This is a genomic window from Streptomyces sp. NBC_01429 (assembly GCF_036231945.1).
GTDB lineage: Bacteria > Actinomycetota > Actinomycetes > Streptomycetales > Streptomycetaceae > Streptomyces.
Genome location: NZ_CP109599.1, coordinates 7,848,770 through 7,868,231, shown reverse-complemented (window position 1 = coordinate 7,868,231; position 19,462 = coordinate 7,848,770). Strand labels below are relative to the sequence as shown.

At 70.0% G+C, this 19,462-nt stretch carries 17 protein-coding genes and 6 pseudogenes; 9 read left to right on the top strand and 14 right to left on the bottom strand.

All coding sequences use genetic code 11. From position 1 onward, the window contains the following. Positions 1-89: 89 nt before the first annotated feature. The gene (locus OG627_RS34260; RefSeq protein WP_329071874.1) at positions 90-1,013 is read left to right on the top strand and encodes a helix-turn-helix transcriptional regulator; all 924 of its coding nucleotides are present in this window, start codon (positions 90-92) and stop codon (positions 1,011-1,013) included. A 109-nt stretch (positions 1,014-1,122) separates the two neighbouring features. Here OG627_RS34260 and OG627_RS34255 read toward each other — a convergent pair. After that, a pseudogene (locus tag OG627_RS34255) lies at positions 1,123-1,569 on the bottom strand (NAD(P)H-dependent glycerol-3-phosphate dehydrogenase); the annotation flags it as partial. 70 nt (positions 1,570-1,639) lie between these two features. On the opposite strand from OG627_RS34255, the gene OG627_RS34250 reads away from it, so the two are divergent. The 3 genes and pseudogenes from OG627_RS34250 to OG627_RS34240 all read left to right on the top strand — a co-directional run. Continuing rightward, entirely contained in the window at positions 1,640-2,332 is a 693-nt protein-coding gene (locus OG627_RS34250; RefSeq protein WP_329071872.1) for a TetR/AcrR family transcriptional regulator, read from the top strand. A gap of 117 nt (positions 2,333-2,449) precedes the next feature. Continuing rightward, complete coding sequence (locus OG627_RS34245; RefSeq protein ID WP_329071871.1) at positions 2,450-3,187, top strand: SDR family oxidoreductase; 738 nt, start codon at positions 2,450-2,452, stop codon at positions 3,185-3,187. An 87-nt stretch (positions 3,188-3,274) separates the two neighbouring features. Beyond that, positions 3,275-3,460: pseudogene (locus OG627_RS34240) on the top strand (oxidoreductase); the annotation flags it as partial. Between the two features lie 41 nt (positions 3,461-3,501). On the opposite strand, the pseudogene OG627_RS34235 reads toward OG627_RS34240, so the two are convergent. Next, positions 3,502-3,711, bottom strand: a pseudogene (locus OG627_RS34235) (MerR family transcriptional regulator); the annotation flags it as partial. Between the two features lie 9 nt (positions 3,712-3,720). Between OG627_RS34235 and OG627_RS34230 the strand changes: the two are divergent. Then, positions 3,721-4,744 (top strand): annotated as a pseudogene (locus OG627_RS34230) (alkene reductase). Positions 4,745-4,824: 80 nt separating this feature from the next. On the opposite strand, the gene OG627_RS34225 reads toward OG627_RS34230, so the two are convergent. From OG627_RS34225 to OG627_RS34215, 3 genes are all read right to left on the bottom strand, one after another. Beyond that, on the bottom strand, positions 4,825-5,907 hold the full coding sequence (locus OG627_RS34225) for a DUF4184 family protein (RefSeq protein WP_329071869.1): 1,083 nt from the start codon (positions 5,905-5,907) through the stop codon (positions 4,825-4,827). Positions 5,908-6,072: 165 nt separating this feature from the next. Continuing rightward, positions 6,073-6,963: a hypothetical protein gene (locus OG627_RS34220; RefSeq protein ID WP_329071867.1), complete on the bottom strand. Its 891-nt coding sequence runs from the start codon at positions 6,961-6,963 to the stop codon at positions 6,073-6,075. Next, positions 6,960-7,295, bottom strand: coding sequence for a PadR family transcriptional regulator (locus tag OG627_RS34215; RefSeq protein ID WP_329071865.1), 336 nt, complete (start codon positions 7,293-7,295; stop codon positions 6,960-6,962). Before OG627_RS34215 ends, OG627_RS34220 begins: the two co-directional genes overlap by 4 nt. 254 nt (positions 7,296-7,549) lie before the next feature. Here OG627_RS34215 and OG627_RS34210 point away from each other — a divergent pair. Further along, positions 7,550-8,511, top strand: a pseudogene (locus tag OG627_RS34210) (phosphotransferase family protein). A 126-nt stretch (positions 8,512-8,637) separates the two neighbouring features. Here OG627_RS34210 and OG627_RS34205 read toward each other — a convergent pair. Beyond that, positions 8,638-9,609 (bottom strand): AraC family transcriptional regulator, encoded by a 972-nt coding sequence (locus OG627_RS34205; RefSeq protein ID WP_329071863.1) that lies wholly within the window; start codon positions 9,607-9,609, stop codon positions 8,638-8,640. A 102-nt stretch (positions 9,610-9,711) separates the two neighbouring features. Here OG627_RS34205 and OG627_RS34200 point away from each other — a divergent pair, with 102 nt between their 5' ends. After that, positions 9,712-10,656, top strand: a complete 945-nt coding sequence (locus OG627_RS34200; RefSeq protein ID WP_329071861.1) for an MBL fold metallo-hydrolase — start codon at positions 9,712-9,714, stop codon at positions 10,654-10,656. Between the two features lie 244 nt (positions 10,657-10,900). On the opposite strand, the gene OG627_RS34195 is transcribed toward OG627_RS34200, so the two are convergent. The 3 genes and pseudogenes from OG627_RS34195 to OG627_RS34185 form a co-directional block, all read right to left on the bottom strand. Next, complete coding sequence (locus OG627_RS34195; protein ID WP_329073192.1) at positions 10,901-11,044, bottom strand: zinc-binding dehydrogenase; 144 nt, start codon at positions 11,042-11,044, stop codon at positions 10,901-10,903. Between the two features lie 466 nt (positions 11,045-11,510). Then, positions 11,511-11,684, bottom strand: a pseudogene (locus OG627_RS34190) (M15 family metallopeptidase); the annotation flags it as partial. Between the two features lie 54 nt (positions 11,685-11,738). Then, the gene (locus OG627_RS34185; RefSeq protein ID WP_329071859.1) at positions 11,739-12,101 is read right to left on the bottom strand and encodes an ArsR/SmtB family transcription factor; all 363 of its coding nucleotides are present in this window, start codon (positions 12,099-12,101) and stop codon (positions 11,739-11,741) included. 100 nt (positions 12,102-12,201) lie between these two features. Here OG627_RS34185 and OG627_RS34180 point away from each other — a divergent pair, with 100 nt between their 5' ends. Continuing rightward, positions 12,202-13,617 (top strand): NAD(P)-binding domain-containing protein, encoded by a 1,416-nt coding sequence (locus OG627_RS34180; RefSeq protein ID WP_443073595.1) that lies wholly within the window; start codon positions 12,202-12,204, stop codon positions 13,615-13,617. 192 nt (positions 13,618-13,809) lie between these two features. Here OG627_RS34180 and manD read toward each other — a convergent pair whose 3' ends face one another. The 4 genes from manD to OG627_RS34160 all read right to left on the bottom strand — a co-directional run bounded on the left by manD (position 13,810) and on the right by OG627_RS34160 (position 18,152). Further along, positions 13,810-15,030, bottom strand: a complete 1,221-nt coding sequence (gene manD / locus OG627_RS34175; RefSeq protein ID WP_329071857.1) for a D-mannonate dehydratase ManD — start codon at positions 15,028-15,030, stop codon at positions 13,810-13,812. A 91-nt stretch (positions 15,031-15,121) separates the two neighbouring features. Further along, entirely contained in the window at positions 15,122-16,006 is an 885-nt protein-coding gene (locus OG627_RS34170) for a carbohydrate ABC transporter permease (protein ID WP_329071855.1), read from the bottom strand. Continuing rightward, entirely contained in the window at positions 16,003-16,974 is a 972-nt protein-coding gene (locus tag OG627_RS34165) for a carbohydrate ABC transporter permease (RefSeq protein WP_329071853.1), read from the bottom strand. The genes OG627_RS34170 and OG627_RS34165 overlap by 4 nt, the downstream gene beginning before the upstream one ends. Then, a complete protein-coding gene (locus tag OG627_RS34160; protein ID WP_329071851.1) occupies positions 16,974-18,152 on the bottom strand; it encodes an ABC transporter substrate-binding protein in 1,179 nt (392 codons plus the stop codon). The genes OG627_RS34165 and OG627_RS34160 overlap by 1 nt, the downstream gene beginning before the upstream one ends. Here OG627_RS34160 and OG627_RS34155 point away from each other — a divergent pair. After that, on the top strand, positions 18,142-18,318 hold the full coding sequence (locus OG627_RS34155) for a hypothetical protein (RefSeq protein WP_329071850.1): 177 nt from the start codon (positions 18,142-18,144) through the stop codon (positions 18,316-18,318). The genes OG627_RS34160 and OG627_RS34155 overlap by 11 nt on opposite strands. Before the next feature lie 258 nt (positions 18,319-18,576). Here OG627_RS34155 and OG627_RS34150 read toward each other — a convergent pair whose 3' ends face one another. After that, the gene (locus OG627_RS34150; protein ID WP_329071848.1) at positions 18,577-19,368 is read right to left on the bottom strand and encodes a FadR/GntR family transcriptional regulator; all 792 of its coding nucleotides are present in this window, start codon (positions 19,366-19,368) and stop codon (positions 18,577-18,579) included. Between the last annotated feature and the right edge of the window lie 94 nt (positions 19,369-19,462).

Sequence of the window (19,462 nt, the reverse complement as noted above, 5' to 3'; positions counted from 1 at the left end):
TCACCCAGGTCACCGTTTTGCGTACGTCCAGTGGTCCTACTACTGACGGGGTCAGGCTCCCGGTCGTACGACCGGGAATACTGGAAGGCATGGACGACACCCCCGCCACAGACGACGCCCCGGCGGCCCTGCCCGACAGCCCCGACCGCCGGGCCGAGCTCAGCGCGTTCCTGCGCACCCGGCGGGCTCGGCTCAAACCGGAGGACGTGGGGATCTCCTCGCACGGGCGGCACAGGCGGGTGCCGGGGCTGCGGCGCGAGGAGCTGGCACAGCTGGCCGGGGTCTCGGTGGCGTACTACACGCGCCTGGAGCAGGGCAATGGGCGCAACGTGTCGGCGGAGGTGCTCTACGCGATCGCGCGCGCCCTGCACCTGACCGACGCCGAGCACGCACACCTGACCCACCTCGCCAAGCCGAAGCAGCAGCGCAGGAAGTACCGGGTGCCCAAGCAGCAGCAGGTGCGGGTGGCGCTGCGGCAGTTGCTCGATTCGATGGAGGGCATGCCCGCGTACGTCAGCGGGGCGCGCTCGGAGATCCTCGCCTGGAACCGGATGGCGGCGGCGCTGTTCGGCGACTGGGGCAAGCTGCCGCCCGCGGAGCGCAACTGGGCGCGGCTGACCTTCCTCTCCCCCGACTACCGCGAGCTGTTCCTCGACTGGGACTCCAAGGCGTCCGACATCGTCAGCTATCTGCGGCTGTACGCGGGCCAGAACCCGCAGGACCCGGACCTGTCGGCGGTCGTCGGTGAACTCTCCGTCAAGAGCGAGGAGTTCAGGCGGCTGTGGGCCACTCACGATGTGAAGGAGAAGGGCCACGGCGTGAAGCGGATGCGCCACCCGCTGGTCGGCGACCTCACCCTCGCGTACGAGACGATGCCTCTCCCGGACGACCACGGGCAGTTTCTGTGCGTGTACCACGCGGAGCCGGGCTCCGCGTCGGCGGAGGCGCTGCGCCTCCTCGCGAGCTGGGGCACGGACACGGTCCGGGCGGACAGCCGGACCCCACGCCCCTGACCGGGCGCGATCAGCACCGCGCCGCACGACAGAAGCACCGCTCCGGCCGTACGACAGGAGCACCGCTCCCCCTCGGAGCGCGGGTGCGCCCCCGGGAGCAGCTGTCCCTTCAGTGACGCTCGGGTTTCGCGGCGCGGGACATGAGTACCTTGACGGCGTCCCGGGGTGGCTGTCCGCCGTGGACGATGTCGATGTCGGTCTCGGTGATCGGCATCTCGACGCCGTGGCGCCGCGCCAGATCGAGGACCGCCCGGCAGGAGGGAACGCCTTCGGCGGTCTGCTTCGTGACCGCGATCGTCTCGGCGAGGGTCAGGCCCCGGCCGAGGTTGGCGCCGAAGGTGTGGTTGCGGGACAGCGGGGACGAGCAGGTGGCGACGAGGTCGCCCATGCCGGCGAGTCCGGCGAGGGTGTGGGCGTCGGCGCCCATCACTCGGGCGAGGCGAGTGGTCTCGGCCAGGCCGCGCGTGATGAGCGCGGCCTTGGTGTTGTCGCCGAGGCCGTGGCCGTCGGCGATGCCCACGGCCAGCGCGATGACGTTCTTCGTGTCGCCACCGAGGTACAGCGCCCGTACCGTCGATAACATATCGACGTTGACGTCGATACAACCTAGCGGTATCGTTGACATCATGAATTCGAGATCACTGATAATCGAAGCGACGGCCGCTCTGATCGCGGAGTCGCCGAGCGGTGATGTGTCCACGCGTGCGGTCTGCGAGGCGGCCGGTGTGCAGCAGCCCATGCTCTACCGGCTGTTCGGCGACAAGGACGGACTGCTGGCCGCGACGGTCGACTACGTCTGGGACCAGTACCTGGAGACCAAGCGGGCCGCCGAGATCTCCGAGGACCCGCTGCGGGATCTGCGGGCGGGGTGGGACAGTCACACAGCGTTCGCGCTGGCTCATCCCAACGCCTATAAGTTGATGTTCGCGCCGGCGCTGCGCTCCACGCCCGAGGCGGCGGAAGAGGCGCTGCGCATTCTGCGTGGGGTACTTGAGCGCCTCGCCGCTCAGGGACGGCTGCGCGTCACGCCGGTAGTCGCCGCAGGCATGATCATGACCGCCAACACCGGGGTCGCGCTCGCGTTGATCTCCCGCCCCGGTCTCTACCCGGACTCCGGCCTGTCGACCCTGGTCCGCGACGCGATGCACCAGGCGATCCTGCTCGACCCCGCACCGGACGACGCGGATCGCGACAGGCGCTCGGCAGCCGCCACCACACTGCTCTCCTCGCTCGACGAACTCACACCTCGGCCCTTCAGCCCTGCCGAATCAGCTCTGTTCAGGCAGTGGCTGGAGGAGATACCGGTCGCGGACAGCTGACTGAAGCCGGCTCACGGCCCGCCGGCGGCAGTCATCACTCGCGCAGACGGCATGGCCTGAACTGGCGCGACACAACCAACCAGCCTTTCCGGGCACCTCACCAAAGGACACCTCCTCATGACGGACAACATCACTCGCGCGGCTCTGGTCACCGGCGGCTCCGGCGGCATCGGCCGTGCGGTCGCGGAGCGTCTGGCCAAGGACGGCATCGCCGTGGGCGTGCACTACGCCGGCAACAAGGCCAAGGCCGACGAGACGGTCGCCGCGATCACCGGGGCCGGCGGGAAGGCGATCCCGGTCGGCGGAGACGTCGCCGACGAGAGCGCGATGTCCGCCGCGTTCGACGCGGTGGAGCAGGAGTTCGGCGGCATCGACGTGGTCGTCAACACCGCCGGCATCATGTTCCTGGCCCCCATCGCCACCCTCGACCTGGACGACCTGGACCGGATGCACCGCACCAACATCCGCGGCACCTTCGTGGTCTCGCAGCAGGCAGCCCGCCGGGTCCGGCGGGGCGGAGCGATCATCAACGTCTCCACCTCGGTCACCCGCGCCCAGTTCCCGACCTACGGCGCCTACGCGGCGAGCAAGGGAGCGGTCGAGGGCATGACCCTGGTGCTGGCGCGCGAGATGCGCGGCAAGGACATCACGGTCAACGCGGTGGCTCCCGGCCCCACCGCCACTCCCCTGTTCCTGGATGGCAAGGACCAGGCCACGATCGACAACCTCGCCAAGGCCGCGCCGCTCGAGCGTCTGGGCACTCCGGAGGACATCGCGGAGGCGATCGCATTCCTCGCGGGCCCGGCGCGCTGGATCAACGGTCAGGTCCTGTTCGCCAACGGCGGCCTCGTCTGATCCCCGCACCCCACACCCCCCACCACACGGCTCCGGGCCGCGCGCAGCGGCGACGACGGCCCGGAACCGAGCCGGGTCAGCATCGCTCCGTATCCGGCTCCCTACTTCGCCGCCAAGGCCGCGATGGACTCCCTCGCCGTCAGCTACGCCGCCGAACTCGCCCGCTGCGGTGTGGAGACCTCCATCGTGGTGCCCGGCTCGTTCACCAGCGGCACGAACCACTTCACCCACTCCGGGCGCCCCGCCGACAGCGCGGTCGAAGCGGAGGTTGAGCCCTGATCCCGCCCGGCGACCTGCGAAGCAGGGCGATCCGCCGCCCCGGCGGCGTCGATCACCTCGTTCAGCGTCACCCGGGAGCGTCGCAGATCCTCGATCATCCGGTCGATGCGGTCGCGTTCCGCGGTGAGTTCGGTGACCAGCTTCGCGTCGGCGGCCTCGGAAGGGCCGCCGTCCACGTCCCGCACGCACGGAAGCAACTGCGCGATCTTGGAGCTGCACAGCCCGGCCGCGAACAGCTCCCCAACCGCCTCGTCATGGCGCCACTGACCCGTAACCGGGCCACCGTCGAGGGCGTCCCGACCTCTCTCATGGCGACCTACTACGCCCAGCGCGCCACGGCCGGCCTGATCATCGCCGAGGCAGCGACACCCAACGCGGTGGGTCAGACCTACCCGAACATCACCGCCATCCACCGCGCGGCACACGTGACCGGCTGGCGCCAGGTCACCGAAGCCGTGCGCGCGGCCTCAGGCGGGCCGATGTTCCCGCAGATCCAGCACGGCGGCCGGGTCGGCCACCCCGACACCAGCGGCCTGCTCCCCCTCGCGCCGTCCCCGATCCCCCCTGCCCGAGACCCTGCACACTCCCTCGGGCAAGCAGCCCGCGCCCATCCCACGGCGGATGACGGCCGACGACATCCGCACCACCGTCGCCGACTTCGCCACCGCCGCCCGCAACGCCCTGGAGGCGGGCTTCGACGGTGTGGAGGTGCACAGCGCCAACGGCCACCTCCTGCACCAGTTCCTCGCCCCGAACACCAACCACCGCACCGACGCCTGGGGCGGTTCCGTCAGCCGTCGCATCCGCTTCACCGTCGAGGTCGCCGACGCCGTCGCCGCCGCGATCGGCCCCGAACGCACCGGGCTGCGCATCTCCCCCGGCAACACCGTCAACAGCATCGACGAGGGCGACGAGACCCGCGCGCTCTACGCGGCACTCGTCTCCGCCCTCGCCGACCGCAACCTGGCCTACCTGCACCTCGGTTACGCCGACCCCGACTCCGGCGTATACCAGGACATCCGCGAGCAGTGGCCCGGCACGCTCATCGCCAACCCCGTCCTGCCCGCCGACCAGATCCCCGCCGACGGCGGCAAGCACGAAGCCGACCGCCTCCTGGCCGCCGGCGCCGACCTCATCGCCCTCGGCCGCCCGTTCCTCTCCACGCCCGATCTCGTCGAACGCCTCCGCACCGGCACCCCCGTCAACCCCGTCCGGAACAAGTACCTGATGTACGTGGGCGGCGAAACCGGCTACACCGACTACCCGTCCGCCCCGTAACGGACGCGCACTCGGGAACGTATTCGTCGGGCAGGCGGAGGTGATCCGGCCGAAGAGCGTTCACACCCTGCCGAGCGCCGTCACTTCCCGCCCCGAGTCGGTGGTGAGGAGGGGGCAGGGGTGAACGCTGTCGTCCGCCGACGCGAGACGGCCCCGATCTGCCAGGCGGCGGAGTACAGGAGCAGGGCGGCCGCGAACGTGGCGCCCGCCCTTTTGGCGGCCCCGGTCAACACGCCTTCGGCGACGGTGCCCCACGGAGCCTTGACCGTTGTGGAGGGATAGGAGGTCTCGTTCGAGCCGTCGCCCAGCTCGACGGTGACCGGTCGGCTGTAGTCCACGTCGGTCACATAACGGTAGTCGTTGAAGTCGTCACGGGCATGTACGGCGCCACCCAGCAAGGGAGTTACGACCAGCGCAGTCACCACGCCCCACCGCGTGAAGTGCCCCGGGCGGGCGACGGAGTCGGTGCCGTCGTGGGAGCGCAGACGCCCCCGGCGCCGCCAAAGATGCCGGCCGATGGCCGCGAGGCCGAAAGCGGTGCTCGCGTACTGCAGCAGCCGCGCGACCGTCAGACCGCCCGGGGCCGAGGCGCGCAGCGGCTGGAGATGAGTGACCAGGAAGCCGTCTCCGTGGGTGAAGGAGTCCCATGCCACATGGGTGGCGATACCGATCAGCGCGGAGAACAGCAGCCACATGACGTGCCGGGCCTTGGCCGGCAGGCCGGTCGTCCGCTCGGGTTCCGGAAGGCGGAGGCCGGACGGGAGCAGCGCGGTGATCGGCGCGCGCAGCATCCGGCAGACGGCGACCAGGGCGGCGGCAAGGGGCAGATCGACCAGCAGGCCCACGCCGAGCGAGTGGGTCTGTGTGGCGTTGAGGAACGGCCCGTACCAGTCCTGGGGACCGGTCTCGGACACGCCGAGGGCGTTCAGGAAGTACGGGGCGTCGGGTACCACGGCGCCCGCGACCAGAGCCGCCGGAACGAAGGGGCGGCGCATCAGTGGCAGCACTGCCGCGGGGTGGGACAAGGTGAACGGCAACTCGATGACCTTCTCTGCTGGAACGGGACCGGCCGGGGCCACCGCGCTCCGCTGGAGGATGCCTTCAAGTAGGCGTCCGAGATCGTCCGGCCGGCCTGGCCCAGGCAGCACGTAGCCATAGAACATCAGGCGGAGTATTCATGTCAACGGACTATGAATATCGTGCGGAGCGGGTGCCCGTGGCCCGGGGCGGGGAAGTGGGGCCGGGCCGACGGGTCGGGCCGGAACGTCTGGATACGCGACGAAGCCGCCGCCCGTGAGCGGGCGGCGGCTGGAAAGTACAGGCCGGGATCAGTGCCGGTGGCGGCGCACCGCCTGGAGGGACGCGGTGAGCGCGGCCACCGCCGACAGCAGGAGAAGAGTGCCGAGGACGGGCCAGAGATTGCCCCAGGCATTCGCGTAGGAGTGGGCGACCAGCGACGGAGAGGCCATGGCCATCGCGCCCATCTCGCGCAGACCTGAGGAACGCGCGCGCAGAGCGAGGGCAGCCCCCGCGAAGGCGAGGACCAGCATGGGCCAGGCGCCGTAGTCCGTGGTCACGGCGAAGGCCCCCGTATAGGTCCCCGCATTGATGACGACGACGGGAAACCACCCCGCGGCGGCCACGGCTCCGGCCGCCGCCGACAGCCGCCTGTCACCGCGGCGGTCCGGAGGGCAGGCGAGGACGACGCCGACAGTGAGCAACGCCGCCGCGGGAACGATGGCTCCCCCGTCGGACACCTGTGCGTCGAAGGCCCACTGCGCGGCCGTCCCCAGCAGTCCGGCCACGGCCACCCCCACGCCCAGCCCCCACCGGCCTGTCAACGCGATGACCGCGCCGACGCACACCAGCAGGGAGAGCAGCAGGTGCAGGGCCCCCGCACCATCCATGGTGGAGACCTGGACCCATACCGGGGCGGGCGAGAGAACGAGCTTGGTGTACCAGCGCGTCAGGTGCAGTCCGCTGTCCACCGCGCCCGCGGCGAGTGCGAAGGGCGCAGCCAGCGCGAAGAGACGCCCCGCGGGCGACGCCGAGTCCAGTCCCAGCCGAACCCGCAGGGCGTGCGCGGCCAGGTCCGCGTCCGCGCGCAGCCGGGCCGGACGCGGCAGGTCCGCCGTCATCTCCCGGTGCACATCGAAGATTTCCTGACCGTGAGCGGCCCGGTACGCAGCCGGGTACAGACGGACGAGGAACTCGCTCATGCCGGCGCCACCGAGCCATCGGCCAGCCGCCGCCTGACCTCCCGGGCCGTCGCGGCCAGTCGCTCCGCCTCGGCCTCCAGCCGCTCCCGCCCGGCGGGAGCGAGAGCGAAGATCCGACGAGCCCGACCGCCCACCACCTCCTCGCGCTCCACCTGGATCAGCCCCTCCGCCAGCAGCCGGTCCAGCGCCCCGTAAAGCGCCCCGGTACGCGGCGCCACCCGGCCATCGGTGATGATCTTGACCTCCTGGGCAATGGCATACCCGTGCCGAGGGGCATTCGCCAGCGCCGTCAGCAGCAGCAGCGCCAGCTCCTGCATTCCTCGTTCACTCATACGGACAGAGTATTCCGCCCGACGGACCTTCGGTGGGCCGGTCCCGGGCGTCCACTCGGCGATCACGGCCGAAGCCGAACCCCGCCTGCCTCGCGACGACCATCCGTCCGTTGCTCAGCGACCTGGGTCACCGCCCGCGTGCACGTCGAAGCGGCGGCAGTCGCCTTCGGCACCGTCGAGGTGACGGCGCGAGTTGGCATCGGCTCCAACGAAAGGCTTTGCGCGTGCCGTCGTCCGGATGATGGGGTGGCACGGTGACCAACCACGATCAGGCGGCGGCTGTCCGACCGTCGACACTGGCTTGGGTGAGCCGGCACCTGGAGGTCGGCGAACGGATCGTCGGAACCGAGGCTCTGCACGGCGGTATCACCGCCGAAATGCGGCGGCTGACCATCGGCACGCGGGACGGAGGCACCCGCGACCTGGTGCTGCGGACCTTCGTCGACCCGTTCTTCGTGGAGCACGCCGAGAACCTGCTGAACACGGAGGCAGGCGTCCTGACCCTGCTCGCGGGGGCCGGCGTACCGGCTCCTGGGCTGGTCGCGGTTGATCCGACCGCCGCGCATTGCGCGTATCCGTCGCTGCTCATGACCCATCTGGCCGGCCGGGCGGTCCTCGGCGATGAGGGTCTGGAGGCACGCGTCCCACTGCTGGCCCGTCAACTCGTGGCGATCCACGCGCTGCGACCCGCCGAGCGGCCACGGGAGTACGTGGCGTTGACGACCGCCGACACCGTCGTGACGCCGAAGGACGCCGACACTGCGGCATGGGTCGCGGCGATCAACGTGATCCGCAAGCCCGCGCCGCCCTATGAAGGGCGATTCCTGCACCGGGACTTCCACCCCGGCAACGTGCTGTTCGACGTGCCGCCCCAGGCCCGGCAAGTCCTCGGATCACCGGGGTCGTCGACTGGCCGCAGACATCCTGGGGCCCGGCGGATCTCGATGTGGCGCACTGCTCCACCAATCTCGCGCTGCTGCACGGCCCGGCGTGGGGTTCGCGGTTCGCTCAGGCATATGAAGAGGCCGGCGGGGTGCTGGCAGCGGCCGCGAGCGAGCGGCTGTACTGGCAGGTGCGGGACGCGCTGGCGTTCTCGGAAGAAGTGCGGTTGGTGGCGCGGCCATGGCGGGAGGCGGGGAGGACAGAGCTGACGACGCGAGCCGTGGAGGAGCGGCTGGATGCCTACGTCATCGCCCTGATGGACGCGCTGGGCTGAGCCAAGGCGGTCCGGGGCGCGGGCACGGCGGCGAACCGCCATCGCCCGCGTCCTGCCTCGATTCAAGCGGCGGCATCGCGTGCTGTGACCACTCCCCGAGCTCCGTGCCAGACCCGCGTTTTGACGTCAGTTGAGGGCTTGTGGCGGAGCGGATCGATCCGCGGCCCGCGCTCGGTACCGCCCCGGTGTGGTACCGAACTCCCTCTCGAAGGCGTGGGAGAGTGCGTACGGGCTGCCGTAGCCGACTCGACCCGCGATGGTGGCCAGGGTTTCCGTGGTGTCGCGGAGCAGCGTGGCGGCGAGGATCACACGCCACCAGGCGAGGTAGGACATCGGGGGTCGGCCGATCCGGGTGGTGAACCGGCGCGCCAGGGTGGGGCGGGAGACGCCCGCCTCGGCGGCCAGCAGGTCGTTGCTCCACCGCGCGGCCGGGTTCGAGTGCAGCGCCCGCAGGGCGGCGGCCGTCACCGGGTCACCCAGTGCGCCGGGCCAGGCTCCGCTGGTGGCCTCGGCCATCCAGGAGCGGATCATGTAGACGAGGAGAAGGTCGAGGAGGTTCGGGAGCGCGACGCAGGAGCCGGGCCGTACCTCGTCCAGCTCCCCGGCGAGCAGGTCGATGGCGGCGCGGAGTTCGAGGTGGGTGCCTACTCGGCTGGGAAGGTGGACGATCTCGGGGAGTTCCGCCATGAGCGGGTGCATCCTGCTGCAGTCGAGCGAGTACTTGCCGCAGAGCACCTCCGTCTCGTCGCGATCGGGCCGGGCTCGCGGCCCCGACCTCGGGTTCGCTCCCGCCCCCGTCCCCGTCCCCACGAGCAATCGATCGACCGGTACCGCCCTCTCCCTCGCGGTCGCCGCGTCGACCGGGGAGTCGGCCAGCACGCCGCCCGTGCCATGGGGCAGCAGTACCGCGTCACCCACACCGAGGGACACCTGGGCACCGCCGTCGGTCAGCAGCCAGCAGTTGCCCTTCAGGACGACGTGGAAGCCCGCGCCGTCGTACGGGTCCAGCCGCGCGCACCAGCTACCGCCGATCCGCACCCGCTGGGACGAAGGGTGCCCGAGGTGCACGGCAGAGATCGCGTCGCTCACCACATCCATCCACCCAGGATATATCTCCCGTCTGATGCGTGAGACGGATGCGTATTTTATTGAGCTGGATGCGCATTGAGAGGATCGTTCGGTCTTCTTAAGGTCGAGCACATGATCAATGAGAACGAGCGTGTGCAGAGCATGGTGCTGGGGGATGTCGAGGTCATCCGGGTCGTGGAGTGGCACGAGCCGTTCCTGCCCACCTCCGAGTTCCTCCCGGAAGTCAGTGCCGATGTATGGAAGGACAACGAGCAGTGGCTCGCACCGGACCACTGGAAGCCGGACAGTGACAGGACGGTGATCGCGCTGCAGTCGTGGGTACTGCGCAGCGCCGGACGGACTGTCCTGGTCGACACAGGAGCGGGCAACGGGCGCGAACGACCGGGCATGGCACCGTACTTCCACCAGCGTCATGGGGATTTCCTCGGCCTCCTGGCGAGGGCGGGTGTTCGCCCACAGGATGTCGACGTCGTCGTCAACACCCACCTCCACGTCGATCACGTCGGCTGGAACACCGTCGACGCGGACGGGCAGTGGGTACCCACGTTCCCCCACGCCCAGTACCTCATTCCGGCCGCCGACGACTTCCACTACGGTCCGGACAACGCGTACGGGAACGGCTTACAGGAGGTCGACCGCCTGATCTACGAAGACAGCATCGCGCCCGTCCACCAGGCCGGACAGGCCGTGCTGTGGGACGGCCTCCACCGCATCGACGAACACCTCACCCTGGAGTCCGCGCCCGGCCACACCCCCGGCTCGTCCGTGCTGCGACTCGCGTCCGGGAGCGATCGGGCGGTCTTCGTCGGCGACCTGCTGCACAGCCCGGTACAGATCCTCGATCCCTGCCGCAACAGCAACGCCTGCCTGGCCCCGGAACAAGCGGCGGCCAGCCGCCGTCGGATCCTCGCGCGGGCGGCTGACGAACGGGAACTGCTCGTCCCCGCGCACTTCGGTGGTGCGGGCGCCTTGGAAGTCCGACGGGAGGGTGAAGGCTTCGCCCTCGGCCCATGGGCGACAGCCGGCCCGGGGACGAGGGCGTCAGCCTCTGAGTGAGCCTTTGGTCCGGTGTATCGCGCGTGGTCCCGGATGAGGCCGGGGCAAGACGGATGTGAAAGATGCGTTCGTCCTTGCTGATCAAGCACGCATGCACCAAGACCCCGGTCTCACGCGGCCACGCCCTGGTACTCCAGTGTGACTTCGCGATCCTGTAGGGACCCTGGTCGGGAACGGGTACGGTCACCGCGTGATCATCGGGGGTTGTACGGACCCCTTTCGCCTGGCCGGGCCGGCAAGGCGATCACAGGACGAGCATGACCTTGCCGCCGGGTCGCCGGGACTGGCTGAGCTTGGCCGCTTCTTGGATCTGGTCGAGCGTGTAGGTGCGGGCGACCGATACGGCCAGGACGCCTTCGCCGGCCAGCCGGGCGAACTCGCCCATCAGGTCGTAGCGGATCTCGGTGGTGATCCGGGCGCCCAGCTCGGCCGCCGCGGCGAAGTCCGAGACGGTGAGGACGCGGTCGGGATCGCCGGTCGGTCAGCTCGATCAGCGTCTGGGCGCCGATCCCTTCCAGGACAGCGGCCCGGGTCGGCCCGGCGGTGGCGATCACCCGAATACCCCGGTGCAGCGCGAAGCGCACCGCCGCCTCACCCACCGTGGTGCCCGCGCCGTGGACGATCAGCAGCTCACCCGGCTGGACGCCGAGGTCGTCGAGCGCGCGCCACGCCGTCTCGGCCGCCATCGGCAGCGCGGGGCCTGCTCGGCGGTGACGCCCTCTCTCCATCCGGATCGGCTGGGCTCCCTCATGAGCGATCAAATCCGTCAGACAGTGCCGGGCTCGTCGCGATCACCAGGCGCATCGGATCCGCCGACAGCAGCGCGCGGACCCGCTGGCTGCCGCGGCCGTCGTTCAGAACGAACAGCCGAGGTCGTGCGGCCCGTAGCGGGCCGCGGCCGCCCCGGTGGCCATGGCCCAGTAGAGGTCCTGGAAGGACCAGTGCCACCACTCCCTCGGACAGTTCACCAGGCCCACGGCTGTCAGAGCCGCCGCCAGGATCGCCCGGTGGGCGCGCGCCTCCTCAGAACGATCTCAGTCATGGGCCGATCATCCCCGACGCGCCGGTCAGTGGCGTGATCGTCATACGGGGGCCGCGCGGGTGAGGAGTTGGCCCATGGCTGCGAGCACGGACGGCTCGACCCGGTAGTACACCCAGGTGCCGCGCCGCTCGGAGGACAGCAGCCCCGCCTCCCGCAGCTTCTTCAGGTGGTGGGAGACCGTCGGCTGGGAAACGCCGACGTCGGAGATGTCGCACACGCACGCCTCCCCGCCCTCGTGCGAGGCGACCAGCGAGAACAGCCGCAGCCGCACCGGATCCCCGAGCGCCTTGAACATGGCCGAGGTCCGCTCGGCCTCCTCGGCCGTCAGCGGGCGCTCGGACAGGGGCGGGCAGCACGGGGCCACGGACTCCGGCTCCAGCAGCGGCAAGACCTTCGCGGACATGCCTCCATCATCCGTGGAACTTCGATGAATGTCTATGTTGACGGTTGTCGATTCACGGTGCCATCCTGAGAACATCCGTATATCGATATTTGTCGAATCAATGGGAGAGCCCATCGTGAGCGCATCCACCGAAGCCCTGCCCGTCGTCGTCATCGGTGCCGGGCCCATCGGCCTCGCGGCAGCCGCCCAGCTCATCGAGCGGAACATCCGGCCCCTCGTCCTGGAGGCCGGACCGGCCGCGGGATCGGCGGTGCGCGAGTGGGCGCACGTCCGGCTGTTCTCCACCTGGTCCGAAGTGGTCGACGCGGCCGCCGAAAAGCTCCTCGCGCCCACGGGGTGGGTCCGGCCCGACGGGGCCGCCTACCCGTCCGGCGGGGACTGGGCCGATCTCTACCTCCAGCCGCTCGCCGATGCCCTGGGCGATAAAGTCCGCCGCAACGCCACCGTCACCGGCGTCTCCCGCCCCGGCCGCGACCGCGTCGTGGACGCCGGCCGCGAGGACCAGCCGTTCCTCGTCCACTTCACCGGCGCCGACGGCGGCGAGGAGCGCGTCCTCGCCCGCGCGGTCATCGACGCCTCCGGCACCTGGGCCACCCCGGGCCCGGCCGGCGGCAGCGGCCTCCCCGCTCTCGGCGAGAAGAGCGCCGCCGACCACATCACCTACCGCGTCCCCGACCTCGACAACCCGCTGGTCCGGGCCCGGTACGCGGGCAGGCGCACCGCCGTCATCGGCTCCGGCGCCTCCGCGTTCACCGCCCTCGCCCACCTGGCCGACCTGGCGAAGACCGACGAAGGCACCGGCACCCACGGCGTGTTGATCCTGCGCCGCGGCATCTCCGGCTCCACCTTCGGCGGCGGCGAAGCCGACCAGATCCCCGCCCGCGGCGCCCTCGGTCTCGCCGCCAGGGCCGCCGTCGACGAAGGCCACGCCGAGACCGTCACGGGCTTCCTCGTCAGCGCCGTCGAGCGTGACGACGACGGCCGTCTGGTCCTGACCGGCGAAGACGGACAGCGTCTCGACGCGGTCGACGAGGTCATCGTCCTCACCGGCTTCCGCCCCGACCTCACCTTCCTCGACGAACTCCGCCTCGGCCTAGACGAACGCCTCCAGGCACCCACCGCGCTGGCCCCGCTGATCGATCCCAACCAGCACTCCTGCGGAACCGTCTACCCGCACGGTCACCGCGAGCTCTCCCACCCCGAGCCCGGTGTGTACCTGGTCGGCATGAAGTCCTACGGCCGCGCCCCGACCTTCCTCGCCCTGACCGGTTACGCGCAGGTCCGCTCCATCGCAGCGGCGATCGCGGGCGACCTCGACTCCGCCGACCGCGTCGAACTCACCCTCCCCGAGACCGGGGTGTGCGGCGGCGCCGGACTCTTCAACGCACCGGCCGCCGACCGGGCCGACGGCGGAGGCGGCCGCGCCCCGGAGCCCGCCCTCGTACGGCTCGGCGCCTGCGCCCCGGCGACGGCGACCGCCGAGGAGCCGTCGGCGGGCGGCGCCTGCGGCTCGTGAAACAACGTCAACACCCCTGAGCGCGGGGCCGCGACCGGAACGGGGGACCGGCCGCGGCCCCGGCGGCTCCCCCTCCCTCTCCCTCTCCCTCTCCACACGGCGAAGCCCTGGGGCCGTTCGTCCCAGGGCTTCGCACCCGGACCTCCGCCAGCGCGCCGGGCCTCTGTCAGCGCACCGGGTCGGTGTCAACGGTCACCAGTCGTGGACCGTACCGTCCAGGAGGCGGTTGACCGGCAGATAAGCGGCCTCGTATCCGTGGGCGGCGGCGAGGTCCTCGTCGAGTTCCACACCGATGCCCGGCGTCTCGCCGGGGTGCAGATGTCCGTCGGTGAAGGTGTAGGCGTGCGGGAACACCTCGTGGGTCAGCGGCGTGTACCCCGCGTACTCCTGAATGCCGAAGTTGTGGATCGCCAGATCGAGGTGGATGGCGGCGGCCATGCCGACCGGTGAGATGTCCTCCGGCCCGTGAATGGCGCTCTTGATCTGGTGCTGCGCGGCGAAATCGAAGAGCTTCTTCAGCGGCGAGACACCACCGAAGTGGGTGACCGCGGAGCGCACGTAGTCGATGAGCTTCTCACTCACGAGCGTCTGATAGTCGTACACGGAGTTGAAGACCTCGCCGATCGCGAGCGGTGTGGTCGTGTGCCGGCGGACCAGGCGCAGGCCGTCCTGGTCCTCGGCGGGCGTGCAGTCCTCCAGCCAGAACGGACGGTACGGCTCAAGGTCCTTGCCCAGCTGAGCCGCCTGGATCGGCGTGAGCCGGTGATGGGCGTCGTGCAGCAGGGGCAGTTCCGGACCGAATTCGCCGCGGACCGCCTCGAAGACCGTCGGTATGTGCCGCAGGTAGGCCGCGGTGTCCCAGTCCTCCACCACCGGACGGGCCTGCTGGTGCGGCACGGGGCCGTCCCCGTCGGGGCCGGCCCCGTGGTGCACGCCGTATACGGTCTTCAGGCCCGGGATGCCCGTCTGTATCCGGATCGCCGGGTAGCCCTCGGCCAGCCGGGCGCGGATCGAGTCGAACAGCTCGGGGACGTCCTGCCCGTTGGCGTGTCCGTAGGTTCCGACGCGCTCGCGGCTCGCGCCGCCGAGCAGCTGGTAGAGGGGAAGACCGGCGGCCTTGGCCTTGATGTCCCACAGGGCGACGTCAACGGCGGCGATCGCGGCCATCGTCACCGGGCCGCGGCGCCAGTACGCACCCCGGTACAGCGACTGCCAGGTGTCTTCGACGCGGTGCGGATCGATACCGATGAGCAGCGGTGCGACATGGTCCTGGAGGTAGCTGGCGACGGCGAGTTCCCGCCCGTTGAGCGTGGCATCGCCGAGACCCGAAATGCCTTCGTCCGTCGTTATCTTGAGGGTGACGAAGTTGCGGCCGGGGTTGGTGACGACGACCTTGGTGTCGACGATCTTCATGAATACGCTCTTCCTGAGCTTGCGGTGCGGACAGTGGGGGGTAACGGAGAAAGGTCGAGGAGGGGACAGCGGCCGGGCTGTCGTGTGTGGTTCAGCCCTTGGAGGCACCCGAGGTCAGCCCGGCCACGAGGTACTTCTGTCCGAGGAGTGCGGCGAGGAGGACCGGCAGTGTGATGAGGGTGGCGGCGGCCATCAGGCCACCCCAGTCCGTGCTCGCGTAGGAGATGAAGTTGAACAGCGTCACGGGCACGGTCTGGGTGTGCTCGTCCGCGAAGATCAGCGCGAACATGAAGTTGTTCCAGCTGAAGACGAACGCCAGCAGGGACGCGGTGGCGGTGCCCGGCGCCGCGAGCGGCAGCGAGATGCGCCAGAAGGCGCCGAACGCGGACAGTCCGTCCGTACGGGCGGCTTCCTCCAGCTCGACCGGCAGGCCCTCGAAGAAGCTGATCATGATCCAGAGGATCAGGGGGACCGATACGAACATGTGGCTCAGGATCAGCACGGTGTAGGAGCCGACCATGCCCGCCTGCACGAACAGGTAGTACCAGGGGACGAGCAGCGAAATCGCGGGAATGATGCGCGCGACGAGGATGAGGGACCCGGTGCGGCGCATCCGGAACCGCCCCACCGCCCAGGCGGCCGGCACCGCGATGATCGCGGAGAACACGGTGGACGCGAAGCCGACGATCAGGGAGTTGCTCATCGACCGGAGGATCTGACCGGCCTCCAGGACGCTGCGGAAATTCTCCAGCGTCGGTGAGAACCACAGCCCGACGCTCGGGTCGGTCACCTGGACGTTCGTCTTGAACGCGGCGGCGAACATCCAGATGATCGGCAGCGCGAAGACGAGCACCACCAGGGCGATGGCGATTCCCCTCAGCCAGGACCAGTTCCGGCGCCTGCGGCCACGGACGGAGGTGGCCGGGGGCGGACCTGCGGCGGTCTCCCGCGGGGAGGAAGAGAGGGTGGCGCTCATGCGGACTTCCTTCCGGCACGGCGGCGGAGCAGGACCACGACGCCGATGATGAAGAGCGTGAACAGGATCAGGACGGCCGAGGCCAGGCCGTATTCCTGGTAGTCGAAGGTGAGGCCGTAGGCGTAGACGTTGAGGGTCTCCGCCTCGAAGTCCGAGCCGCCGCCCGCGCCCTTCGTCGCGTACAGGATGTCGAAGGTCTTGAGTGCATCGACGGCGCGCAGTACGAGAGCGGTGGCCAGTGTGGGGCCGAGCATCGGCAGGATGACGTAGCGGAACCGCTGCCAGGCGTTGGCTCCGTCCACACGGGACGCTTCCTCCGGCTCCTCCGGGATGGTGGTCAGACCGGCGAGCAGCAGCAGGGTCATCATCGGTGTCCACTGCCAGACGTCGATGAGCATCAGGGTCGGCAGCGACTGGCTCACCGAGCCGAGGAACTCCTGCGGGGGCAGCCCGACCGAGCCGAGGAGGTGGTTGGCGATGCCGTTGGTGGGGTCGAGGATGAGCAGCCACAGGATGCCGATCGCCACCGGCGTGGTGAGCAGCGGAATGATGAGAACGGTACGGACCCATCGCATGCCGCGGAACGGCTTGCGCATGAGCATCGCCAGGGCGAGACCGAGCACCGTCTCCATGATCACGGCACCGACGGTGAAGATCACGGTGCGTTGGGCGGCGGGCCAGAAGCGGCGCGAATCACCCAGTGCGTCGGCGAAGTTCCGCAGCCCGATGTAGCCCTTCTCGGCGTTCACCGCGCCGAAGGCGTCGGTGAGGCTGAGGTTGAGCGTGAAGACCAGGGGAAAGACGATCATCAGGCCCACGAAGATCAGCGCCGGGGCGAGCATCGCCCACTTCAGGCGCCGGTTGGCCTGCTCGAACGTCCGCGGTTTCCGCGTGCGGGACCCCGTCCCGGGCGGGGACGTGCCGGCCGGGCGGCCGGACACCGTGCGGGAGACCTCGGTGGTGGACATCAGGACTCCTGGTGGCGGTTGTCGCGGACGAGGAAATCGGCGAACTCGGCGTGGGCATCCCGGGCGACGGGTGCCACGGGGTCGCCGAGGATTCCGGCCACCAGCGGACGGCCGATGATGTCCCGCGCCCGGCCGACTTGGAGGACCCGGGGCCGGTCGTAGCCGATGCCCCGCTCCGCGTTGATCCGCATGCTCTTCGCCAGCTCGGGCGGGAACGAGGCGAGGGTCTTGGCGTCCGACCACGCCGACTGGCGGGCGCCCGGGATTCCGGCCGCCTGGAGTTCGGCCACCATCTCGGGGCTCGACGCCCACCGGATGAACTCCCAGGCGTCGTCGCGCAGCAGGGAGAACTCGTTGATGCCCAGGCTCCAGGACGGGATGTTGTGCGGCCGGGCCCCGGCCGGGCCGGCCGGGAACGGGGCGAAGCCCACCGTCTCCCCCACCGTCGAGATCTTCGGGTCGAGGAAGTTGCTGTAGACCGCGTCGGCGTCCACGAAGAGCGCCGCCTTGCCCTGAGCGAAGATCGGCATGGCCTGTTCGAGGCTCATGTTGGTGGCACCGGGCGGGCCTGCCCGGTCGAGCAGATCGCCGTAGTACTGGTACGCGGCCAGTGCTTCGGGCGTGCCGATGCCCGACTTTCCGTCGACGACGAAGTCCCCGCCGAAGGAGTAGAGGAAGCTCGACCACTGGGTGACGGCGCCGCTGCGCTGGCCCCGCCCGACGTAGCCGTAGAAGCCCTTGCGCCGGTTCGTGAGGTCCAGCGATATCGCCATCAGCTCTTCGAGCGTGCGGGGCGGACCGCCGAGATCCTCGACCAGGTCCTTGCGGTAGTAGAGCGCCGGGCGTTCGGTCACCACGGGGACGCTCAGCACCTTTCCCGCGGTGACCGACCCGTCGCGCGGGGCCTTCTGGAAGTCGCGCCAGTCGTACGCCTTGTCGCCCTCGACCCGGTCGGTGAGATCGGCGAGCCAGCCGTTGTGCGCGAAGACCAGTTGTTCCTGGAGCGCCCGGACCATCATGACGTCCACGTCGGTGGCGGAGGCGTTGAGTTTGACGTTGTAGCTGCTGGCGAGCTGGTCCGCGGTGAGCAGGACCATGGAGACCTTGCGTCCGATCCGGTCTTCGAACTCCTTCGTGCGACGACCGATCGCCTGGGACCAGACGTGGTTGATCGCCATGATCCTGAGCGGTGCGTTCGGAGACGGCGTATCGCCGCGGGCCGAACAGGCGCTGAGCGACCCCACACCCGTCGCGGCCGCGGCACCGGCGGCGATCTTGCCGAAAGAGCGCCGACTGAGGAACTGGCTGCTCGTGGACATCCTTGTCCTCGTCTTTCTGATGTGATGCATACCGGTCCATCTGGTCCAACTGGTAGGACCAGATGGACCGTAACAGCGGACCCCACACCCTGACCAGCCTCGAACGCCCGGAAACACGCACGCGGACCGGCACACCACGGAGAGCTAAGCAGCCGATGCCGCCGGGGAACCGGACACCTGGGGAGACGAGCAGGCAGCCACGCAGGACGCGCGACGCCCCGGGGAGAAGCCGACCGTGCCCGAACGCGCCCGTGCGGTCCGGACGGTGCTCAGGGCGCGACGGTCAGTGCCTGCCACTGCCGTTGGACTCGCCGAGCAGCGTCTCGATGTGCTGACGCGCCATCACGTTCACGTTCAGATCGAGATCCGCGCCATAGGTGCGCAGGCCCAGAGTGAGATGCGCGCGCATGCGTTCGCAGGCCAACTCGACATCGCGCGCGACGATCGCCTCGAAGATCTCGGGGTGGTGCGGAATGCCCGGCTCACCGATCGACGGATCGGAATTCGAGCGGAGCATCATCTCGAACATCATCCCGCTGATCGACGACAGCATGATCCGGAGAACGGGATTGCCGCTCGCGGCCGCGATCGCGTCATGAAAATCGACGTCCGCCTGGGCCTTGCGGACGAAGTCGGTCGCCGTTTCCAGGGCGTCCCTGGCCGCCCGGATCGTGGCGATGTCCTCCTCCGTCGCCCGCGCCGTCGCCAGCCGGACGGTCTCCACCTCCAGCGGGAGCCGCGCCTCGATGAGCTGCCGGACCGTGGGGCGTCCCGCGCGGTACAGCGCGTCGTAGTTGCGCGCCTGCTGGGACGTCTGCTCGCATACGAACGAACCCCGGCCCGGCTCGACCTGGATCAGGTGCTGGGCCTCCAGCCGCCGCAGCACCTCACGCACCACGTTCCGGCTGGCGTGAAACTGAACGGCCAGCTCGCGCTCCGAGGGCAGCTTGGTCCCCACGGCGATCTCTCCGGACCGGATGTCGTGCTCCAGCTGACGCGCGATGCGCTCGGTCAGGAGTCCGCGTTGGGCGGGGGGTGCGACACGGCCCGGCGGTGAGGAAGGGGCAGCTGTCATGGTGATGAGGATACAGGCCGAACATCTGCCCGAAGATCGGTTCGGTGAACACCTGGGGCTTCGGAGTGCGCGCGTGCCCCTGGCACCGCCGCCT

Bases quoted from the DNA above. Each gene is read 5' to 3' on its own strand.
- OG627_RS34165 (WP_329071853.1), bottom strand. From the start codon at position 16,974: ATGTCCACCACCGAGGTCTCCCGCACGGTGTCCGGCCGCCCGGCCGGC.
- OG627_RS34225 (WP_329071869.1), bottom strand. From the start codon at position 5,907: ATGTTCTATGGCTACGTGCTGCCTGGGCCAGGCCGGCCGGACGATCTC.
- OG627_RS34150 (WP_329071848.1), bottom strand. From the start codon at position 19,368: ATGACAGCTGCCCCTTCCTCACCGCCGGGCCGTGTCGCACCCCCCGCC.
- OG627_RS34215 (WP_329071865.1), bottom strand. From the start codon at position 7,295: ATGAGTGAACGAGGAATGCAGGAGCTGGCGCTGCTGCTGCTGACGGCG.
- OG627_RS34250 (WP_329071872.1), top strand. From the start codon at position 1,640: ATGAATTCGAGATCACTGATAATCGAAGCGACGGCCGCTCTGATCGCG.
- OG627_RS34220 (WP_329071867.1), bottom strand. From the start codon at position 6,963: ATGAGCGAGTTCCTCGTCCGTCTGTACCCGGCTGCGTACCGGGCCGCT.
- OG627_RS34160 (WP_329071851.1), bottom strand. From the start codon at position 18,152: ATGGCGATCAACCACGTCTGGTCCCAGGCGATCGGTCGTCGCACGAAG.
- manD (WP_329071857.1), bottom strand. From the start codon at position 15,030: ATGAAGATCGTCGACACCAAGGTCGTCGTCACCAACCCCGGCCGCAAC.
- OG627_RS34200 (WP_329071861.1), top strand. From the start codon at position 9,712: ATGATCAATGAGAACGAGCGTGTGCAGAGCATGGTGCTGGGGGATGTC.
- OG627_RS34185 (WP_329071859.1), bottom strand. From the start codon at position 12,101: ATGTCCGCGAAGGTCTTGCCGCTGCTGGAGCCGGAGTCCGTGGCCCCG.
- OG627_RS34170 (WP_329071855.1), bottom strand. From the start codon at position 16,006: ATGAGCGCCACCCTCTCTTCCTCCCCGCGGGAGACCGCCGCAGGTCCG.
- OG627_RS34180 (WP_443073595.1), top strand. From the start codon at position 12,202: ATGGGAGAGCCCATCGTGAGCGCATCCACCGAAGCCCTGCCCGTCGTC.
- OG627_RS34260 (WP_329071874.1), top strand. From the start codon at position 90: ATGGACGACACCCCCGCCACAGACGACGCCCCGGCGGCCCTGCCCGAC.
- OG627_RS34245 (WP_329071871.1), top strand. From the start codon at position 2,450: ATGACGGACAACATCACTCGCGCGGCTCTGGTCACCGGCGGCTCCGGC.
- OG627_RS34205 (WP_329071863.1), bottom strand. From the start codon at position 9,609: ATGGATGTGGTGAGCGACGCGATCTCTGCCGTGCACCTCGGGCACCCT.